Raw genomic sequence first — 6,001 nt, 5'->3', positions numbered from 1 at the left:
ATATCACATATCAATCATTAGAAATAAATAGTGATTTTGAAACTAATTTTTTTATCTATTTCTTGGGTTCCATTATTTTTATATTTTTAAATCTATTCTTTACATTTGATGATGTTATTAAAAAAGTAAAGGACAATAGAATTTTAAATACTATTTTATTGCTAGTAACCATTGGTTTTTATGTATTTTCTATAACGGTAAGTAAGGGGCATGTTATAAGCTCTTTATCCTTCCCTAAATTCATAGAAAAACCCCAAGACAGCTCTTGGTATCTTATTCATAATGGTAATACCACTTCTGAAAATATCAATGGCTTATCCAAAAGAGATATTTTGGCACAAAAAGATATTTTTAATGCTTACAATTGTACAGGTTTAAAAAATGAAGAGAGTAAAAAGAAATGCCAAGATGATAATAAAGATATTTTTAATAATAGAGATAATGCCTTATATGGCTATATGGCATGGAATTTGGGTAGCACCAAAGTTTTCTGCCCTGTATCGGTAGATTTTTTCAAGTTTGCTACTGATGAAGAAGGTCGAATCAATCAGTCAAAAGACATTGCAAAAACAAAAACTAAAATACAACAGGAGAAATCCGCCAAATGTCTTGTGATTGACGATAAATATTTACAGCCTGTTAGTGAGCATTATTTGGCCAAATGATGTTGTGTGAAAAACCCATGGAAATATATAAATTGGAGTTTAGTGGCGGTTTGTTTTGTCTTTTGCAGGTTATTTTTGATGACAAAAAGACTGCCAAACCACGATAACCCTAAATCCATTTTACCAAAACCCAATTTTCTGATATAATACCCCAAAACCAACGACAAGAGACATTATGGCACTATTACCCATTTTACATTATCCTGACCCACGTTTGCGTACTGTGGCAAGTGAGGTTGGCGAAATTACCGATGAGATTAAGACCTTAATTAGCGACATGTTTGAGACCATGTATGATGCCAAGGGCATTGGACTGGCGGCGACACAGGTGGACAGGCATGTGCAAGTGGTGACCATGGACTTAGCCAAAGAAGGCGAAGAGCCACAGCCCAAGGTGTACATCAATCCCAAAGTCACGCCACTGACCGATGAGCTTGTCCCTTATAAAGAGGGCTGTTTGTCCATTCCTGAGGTGTATGATGATGTCAGTCGCCCTGCCCGTGTGCAGATTGATGCTTTGGATGCTGACGGCAAGCCATTTAGCGTTGAGGCGGATGGGCTGTTGGCGGTGTGCATACAGCATGAGCTTGACCATCTAAAAGGCATTGTGTTCGTGGATTATCTATCCCGCCTAAAACAAGACCGTGCCAGAGAAAAGGTGCGTAAAGTGGTCGCCAAAAAAGGCTGATGTGCAAGCGGTAATCCAAGACAAACATCCAGTAAAAAACCAAACAACAAAGCGTTGTTTGGTTTTTGTGTTATCAGCTCTCTGCCCCGTCAGGGACAAAGACATAACCCACGCCCCACACCGTTTGGATATAGCGAGCCTGAGATGGGTTGTCTTCGATGAGTCGTCTTAGGCGTGAGACTTGTACGTCAATTGAACGCTCCATCGCTCCCCATTCACGCCCACGAGCCAGATTCATGAGTTTGTCACGGGTCAGTGGCTCTCTGGGGTGCTGAACGAGTGCTTTTAGAACGCTAAACTCGCCTGTGGTTAGGGTGACGACATTGCCGTCTTTTTTTAGGGTGCGAGTGGATAAATCAAGCGTCCATGAGCCAAACTCCACCACTTCCATCTGCTGAGATGGGGCTCCGGGCAGCTCTCGGTTATGACGGCGAAGCACCGCTTTGATACGAGCCAGTAGTTCTTTGGGGTTAAAGGGTTTGGGTAGGTAGTCATCCGCCCCTGCTTCAAGCCCTGCGATGCGGTCGGTGTCGGAGCCTTTGGCGGTCAGCATGATGATGGGAATGTCGGCATTATCGGCACGCAGGCGTTTGCAGATGGCGATGCCGTCTTCGTCGGGCAACATCAAATCAAGCACGATGAGCGAGAACATCTCACGTTGCATGAGTTTGTCCATCTGCTTGCCATCATGGCACGCACGCACGGTAAAGCCATCATCTTCTAAAAATCGCTGTAATAAGGCACGCAGTCTGGCGTCATCATCAACGACTAAGATACGATGACTGGCGTTTGGGTTTGGATTGGCGTTATCTTCGGTCATGTGTCACCCCTGATAATTGTATGGCTCTTAGTTTACAACATTACACAAAAAAATGTAACTGTTTTTGTCATTATAAATAATATTTTAAGGCTAAACCATATCCAAGATATGTCAAATGGTTAAAAGATCTCTAAAATATGCTAAAAAACTGATGAATTATCATACCACGATGAATACCAAAAGTCGGTAATATTTTGGTAAATGGGTTTGGTGAAATGATTTTGGTTTGTCAATGCACCTGATGTGGCATGCCATGTATAGCGGCAAGCGTATAAATAGGCTTTTGCCTTGATAAAATTTGTGTTAGCATAAGAGCAGTATTTTTAACTTTTAACTTTTAACCTTTAATATCAACCATTAAGGACAGCCCCATGACCGACATCATCCACAACCTTGCCACACAGCGTTTTGAAGTGACCATTGACGGACATACTGGCTTTTTAAGCTATGAAGTCATCAATGATGATACCCTAGATTATAACCACACCATCGTTCCCAAAGAGCTGGGCGGGCGTGGACTGGGTACGGCATTGGTCAAACACGCCTTGGATTATGCTCGTGATAATGGCAAAAAAGTCGTGCCAAGCTGTTCCTTTGTGGCAAGCTACATCGACAGACGAGACGAATACCAACCGCTGTTGGCGTGAGCATGACTTAACACGTCTTATCATGATTGGGTAACAACTAAATTGTGATAATCGTTTACAAAAATATGGGTTAATTTGCCAAAAATCTTGCCGAAATTTTGAAGATTTTGGTAAAATGGCTTGGTGTATTTTTATCTTTTACCTAACCAAAGGAACATCATGAGCAGTCTTACCGCAGACCAAGTCGCCTTACAACTAGAAAGATTGCAAGGCTGGGCATTGGATGGCAATAGCCTTGTCAAGACGTATGAATTTGCCAGTTTTGCTGACGTCATCGCCTTTACTACCCGTGTGGCGTTCTATTGCGAAGAGTTAGAACATTACCCCACGTGGGAGAATTACTATACTGTTTTAAAAGTACGCATTGGCGAGCCCGACCAATACGAAGTGCATGGGCGAGACATTCAGCTTGCCAAACGCATGGAAATGGCAAACGGCGTGGTCTTTGACCAAAAAGAGAAAAATTGAGTTTGGAGAGATAAAATGGGTGTCATCGCCCATTTTTTTGTGTTTTTGATTTGTGTTTTAAAGTTAAAAAACCGCTTTATAAATCTGCCAACTTCCCATTATACATAAAATCCCCAATCAAAGTAGGTCTTTTTACAAAGACTTACAAACCTTGTTATCAATCTTACACAGCCGATTTTTTGGCTACATTTTAACCATAAAACCGACCATTTCTTAACAGACAAATACCCAAAAACTCGCTACAATCATCATCAGATTTTAAATTTAGATTTTATAATCGGACGGTTAAATTTAATTAATTATGTGATTAGGGCGTGCCTGCCTTTGGTATTTGCAATGAAAAATGAGAAAAATCGCACGTTTTTCAAGGAAAAAACGCAGGTTGATAGTTATTCTATCAGACAAGTTTTTGACGATGAAAAACAAGATTTAGCCATTTTTCATGCAAAAATTGATTGAAATTGTCAATTTTTCATCTTATTTTATAAGAATGTTATCAATGGTAGGCACGCCCTAATGATTAGCCATTTAGCAATCAAGTTTAAGGAGTTTGTTATGAAAGCAACATTAAAAAACCTAAAAGCCACCCGTGGCAATCCTGCCGTGAGTATCTTTGTCAAAACTCACCGCACCCACCCAGAAAATGAGCAAGACCACATTGCCCTAAAAAATCAACTAAAAGTCGCCGAAGAGCGTATCACAAACGAACATGACAAACGCACAAGCGATGCCATCATGGAGCTTATCCATGCCAAGACGGACGAGCTTGACCATAATTATAACTTAGATACACTTGCCATTTTTGCCAATGAAAACGAAGCCCAAGTGTTGCGTTTGCCATTTGATGCCAAAGAGCGTGTGATTTTGGGCGAAAAGTTTGCCACCAGAGACTTGGTGCGTGATATGTCCGAAGCGGTGCATTATTATGTACTTGTGGCAACAAGCGAACACGCTCGCTTGATTGAAGCGACCAACGACCGTGTGGTTAAAGAAATCGGTGGTGAGAGCGAACGTCAATCGCAAATGAGCGAGCTGACTTTCCCGATCAATAACACAACCCTACCCACAGGGGCAAAAGCCGACCGTACAGGCTCATCGGATGATGACCGTTATCTAAAAGAGTTCATGAACCGTGTGGATAAGAGCTTACAAGAGTTTCGTAACATTGACCCATTGCCTGTGATTTTGGTGGGCGATAGCCGTACTTTGGGCTTTTATGAGCAGGTAGTGGACAACGACAGCTTTATCATCGGTAAAGTGGAACACCTGCCCAACCTAAAAGACGGACGTGCCGAAGAGATTGTGGCAGGCGTGCAGGATGTGGTGGAGACTCAGCGTGCTACTCGCTATGAGACCGCCCAAGGCGAGCTTGAAAAAGCCCGTAACGAGAAGATGGTACGCACCGATTTGCAACAAATCTACCGCTCAGCGGTTGAAGGCAATGCCGTCAAACTCTTAGTGCGTCAAGGACACATCGTGCCTGCGACCATTGATGAGACTGCCTTGACTTTGCTCGTATCAGACGATGCAACAGCAGATGGCGTCACCGATGATGCGGTAAGTGAGATTATCGAGATGGTGAGCCACAACGGCGGTGAAGTGGTATTTGTCCCCAAAGACAAAATGGACGAAAAAGAGCCGATTGCTCTGATTACTCGCTACTAATTTAGTATGTATCAAAGCACAAAAACCTGCCTACGGGCGGGTTTTTGGTTTTGGGAGAAATTTATTTGGCGTTATTTAGGTCAAATAAAATTCGCCCCGCCCGACTTGCCTTACCTGTCCGCCCATCCGTATGCCGTCATTAAGCCCCAAAAGCAGACGGTTTGGGCGGTGTAGATGGTCGCCTTGATAAATGGTAAATTGTCTGTGGTTGGTGCCATTATCAAGCAGATACGCCCCCAAATTCACGCACGCCGAGCCTGTGCCACTGTCTTCTAAGATAATCCCATTTTGTTCAAAAAATAAGCGAACATGAATGGTATCATCATTCATGCACCACAGATATAGCGTGTGTTCAAGCGTTATGCCTTGGTTGATGGCAAGGGTTTTGTTATTATCAAAGATGTTTTTTAGGCTTGTCAAACACACCTTGGCACGCTCTAACGCTTGTGTATCTTTGACTTGCAAAAGAAGCTGGCACACTCCTGCATTGACAAAATATGCCTTATCCGCCAACATCTCTTGGGGCAAGGCGGTCAAGGTGCTAAGGGCGTGGCGGTCTGTTTGGGCAGGGCAAAGGGCGTAACTGTTGGTGGTTAGCGTGGTGCAAGATGGCATATGGTTGAGATGAACGGCGCGAGTTTGTGTACTGATGTCAAGTGCTGACAAGCCGTGCGTTGTCGCCAAATACCACCCCGACCCAATGGTTGGGTGCCCTGCAAAGGGCATTTCAATACTTGGGGTGAAAATGCGAATGCGTGCGGTGCGGGCTTGTTTGTCAAAATGGGTGATAAACACCGTCTCATTGAGATTGAACTGGCAAGCGATGGCTTGCATGGTGGCGTCATCAAAATTGGCGTGGGGAAAGATTGCCAACGGATTGCCCCCAAAGGGCGTACCATCGGTAAAGACATTGGCAAGGATAAATGGGTGGGCGGTCATGGGTATGCTTATGAATTGTCCAATATAAAATTATCCTGTTAATTTTACAATAATCTTAAAAACTTTTGTGGTAATTTGCTACAATAAGCATAACTTTTCTCATCCAATG

General features: G+C 43.0%; 8 protein-coding genes. 6 read left to right on the top strand and 2 right to left on the bottom strand.

The window, feature by feature from the left end:
• Both IM753_RS03925 and def read left to right on the top strand, forming a co-directional pair.
• A partial coding sequence (locus IM753_RS03925; RefSeq protein WP_255518638.1) for a hypothetical protein occupies positions 1-665 on the top strand: 665 nt, incomplete at its 5' end.
• Between the two features lie 175 nt (positions 666-840).
• Positions 841-1,353: a peptide deformylase gene (gene def / locus IM753_RS03920; protein ID WP_029103579.1), complete on the top strand. Its 513-nt coding sequence runs from the start codon at positions 841-843 to the stop codon at positions 1,351-1,353.
• Positions 1,354-1,426: 73 nt separating this feature from the next.
• Here def and ompR read toward each other — a convergent pair whose 3' ends face one another.
• Positions 1,427-2,173 (bottom strand): two-component system response regulator OmpR, encoded by a 747-nt coding sequence (ompR, locus tag IM753_RS03915; protein WP_062498796.1) that lies wholly within the window; start codon positions 2,171-2,173, stop codon positions 1,427-1,429.
• A 371-nt stretch (positions 2,174-2,544) separates the two neighbouring features.
• On the opposite strand from ompR, the gene IM753_RS03910 reads away from it, so the two are divergent.
• The 4 genes from IM753_RS03910 (at position 2,545) to IM753_RS03900 (ending at position 4,953) form a co-directional block, all read left to right on the top strand.
• A complete protein-coding gene (locus IM753_RS03910) occupies positions 2,545-2,820 on the top strand; it encodes a GNAT family N-acetyltransferase (RefSeq protein WP_065256800.1) in 276 nt (91 codons plus the stop codon).
• A gap of 159 nt (positions 2,821-2,979) precedes the next feature.
• Positions 2,980-3,288, top strand: coding sequence for a 4a-hydroxytetrahydrobiopterin dehydratase (locus IM753_RS03905; protein ID WP_065256799.1), 309 nt, complete (start codon positions 2,980-2,982; stop codon positions 3,286-3,288).
• A gap of 336 nt (positions 3,289-3,624) precedes the next feature.
• Complete coding sequence (locus IM753_RS13265) at positions 3,625-3,747, top strand: hypothetical protein (protein WP_255518635.1); 123 nt, start codon at positions 3,625-3,627, stop codon at positions 3,745-3,747.
• 96 nt (positions 3,748-3,843) lie between these two features.
• Positions 3,844-4,953, top strand: a complete 1,110-nt coding sequence (locus tag IM753_RS03900) for a hypothetical protein (protein WP_065256797.1) — start codon at positions 3,844-3,846, stop codon at positions 4,951-4,953.
• Between the two features lie 75 nt (positions 4,954-5,028).
• Here the strand turns inward: IM753_RS03900 and IM753_RS03895 are convergent, their stop codons facing one another.
• Positions 5,029-5,892 (bottom strand): PhzF family phenazine biosynthesis protein, encoded by an 864-nt coding sequence (locus IM753_RS03895; RefSeq protein WP_194108722.1) that lies wholly within the window; start codon positions 5,890-5,892, stop codon positions 5,029-5,031.
• Between the last annotated feature and the right edge of the window lie 109 nt (positions 5,893-6,001).

This window comes from Moraxella sp. K127, from assembly GCF_015223095.1.
Classification (GTDB): domain Bacteria; phylum Pseudomonadota; class Gammaproteobacteria; order Pseudomonadales; family Moraxellaceae; genus Moraxella.
This window is presented reverse-complemented; position numbering and strand designations above follow the sequence as displayed.